This is a genomic window from Burkholderia sp. Se-20378 (genome assembly GCF_017104665.1).
Taxonomy (GTDB): Bacteria; Pseudomonadota; Gammaproteobacteria; order Burkholderiales; family Burkholderiaceae; genus Burkholderia; species Burkholderia lata.
This window is the reverse complement of record NZ_JAAGPG010001248.1, coordinates 1-740: the sequence shown is the minus strand read 5'-3', so window position 1 is coordinate 740 and position 740 is coordinate 1. Positions and strand designations below refer to the sequence as shown.

General features: G+C 68.8%; 1 protein-coding gene. It reads left to right on the top strand.

Features of this window, described 5'->3' with window-relative positions; genetic code table 11:
- The first annotated feature begins 168 nt into the window (after positions 1-168).
- The gene (locus G3N93_RS41235; protein WP_206135666.1) at positions 169-708 is read left to right on the top strand and encodes a hypothetical protein; all 540 of its coding nucleotides are present in this window, start codon (positions 169-171) and stop codon (positions 706-708) included.
- Positions 709-740: the final 32 nt, after the last annotated feature.

Here is a 740-nt window from a genome sequence, read left to right as displayed (position 1 = left end):
CCTGCCCCGCCGCCCCGCGGATCGATCACCCGGCAACGGAATCGATCGCGGGGCGCGGGCGCGCGCGCCGGTTGCCTTGCCGCCATCCGGCCGCGCCCCGCCGATCGTTCGGCGCGCGGCAATGCATTACCATGCAGCCTCACAATAAAACCTGAGAGAACTGCATCCATGTCCCATCGCCTTTCCAGGCTTGGCGCCGCTGCCGTCGGCGCCCTTGTCATTGCCGGCGCGCCACTCACCGCACTCGCCGCACCGCCCGCCCAGCCCGACATCTTCAACGCCGCGCTCTGCAAGCCGCCGTTCACGTCGGACCTGATGGACTCGATCTACAACACCGTCAAGGCAGCCGATCCGAAACCGGACGAGTCGATGCTGGGTGCCGCGGTCTATCGCCTGCCGGAGCCGATCCACCGCGACGGATTCACGACGCAGCAGGTCGTGTTCGTCAGTACCGGAATCGGCGTGCTCGTGGACGGCGAGGTCGCCGACCAGCTCGCGAAACGCTACCAGCTCACTCTCGAGAAGGGCCACCTGCTGGGCGCGTCGTCCGTCGGCTATTCGCGCCGGCTGACGGTCCGTGGCCCGGGCGGTGCGCTGATCCTCGTGTCGGCCCGCCAGGGCCCGGCGCTGAAGGGCAAGACGCTGCTGGCCTGCGAAATGACGTCCGAAGAAGACATCAAGGCGCTGGAGCGGATGGAAAGGCATTGAGCCGTGCGGCGCGGCGGCGCCGCTCGCATGCG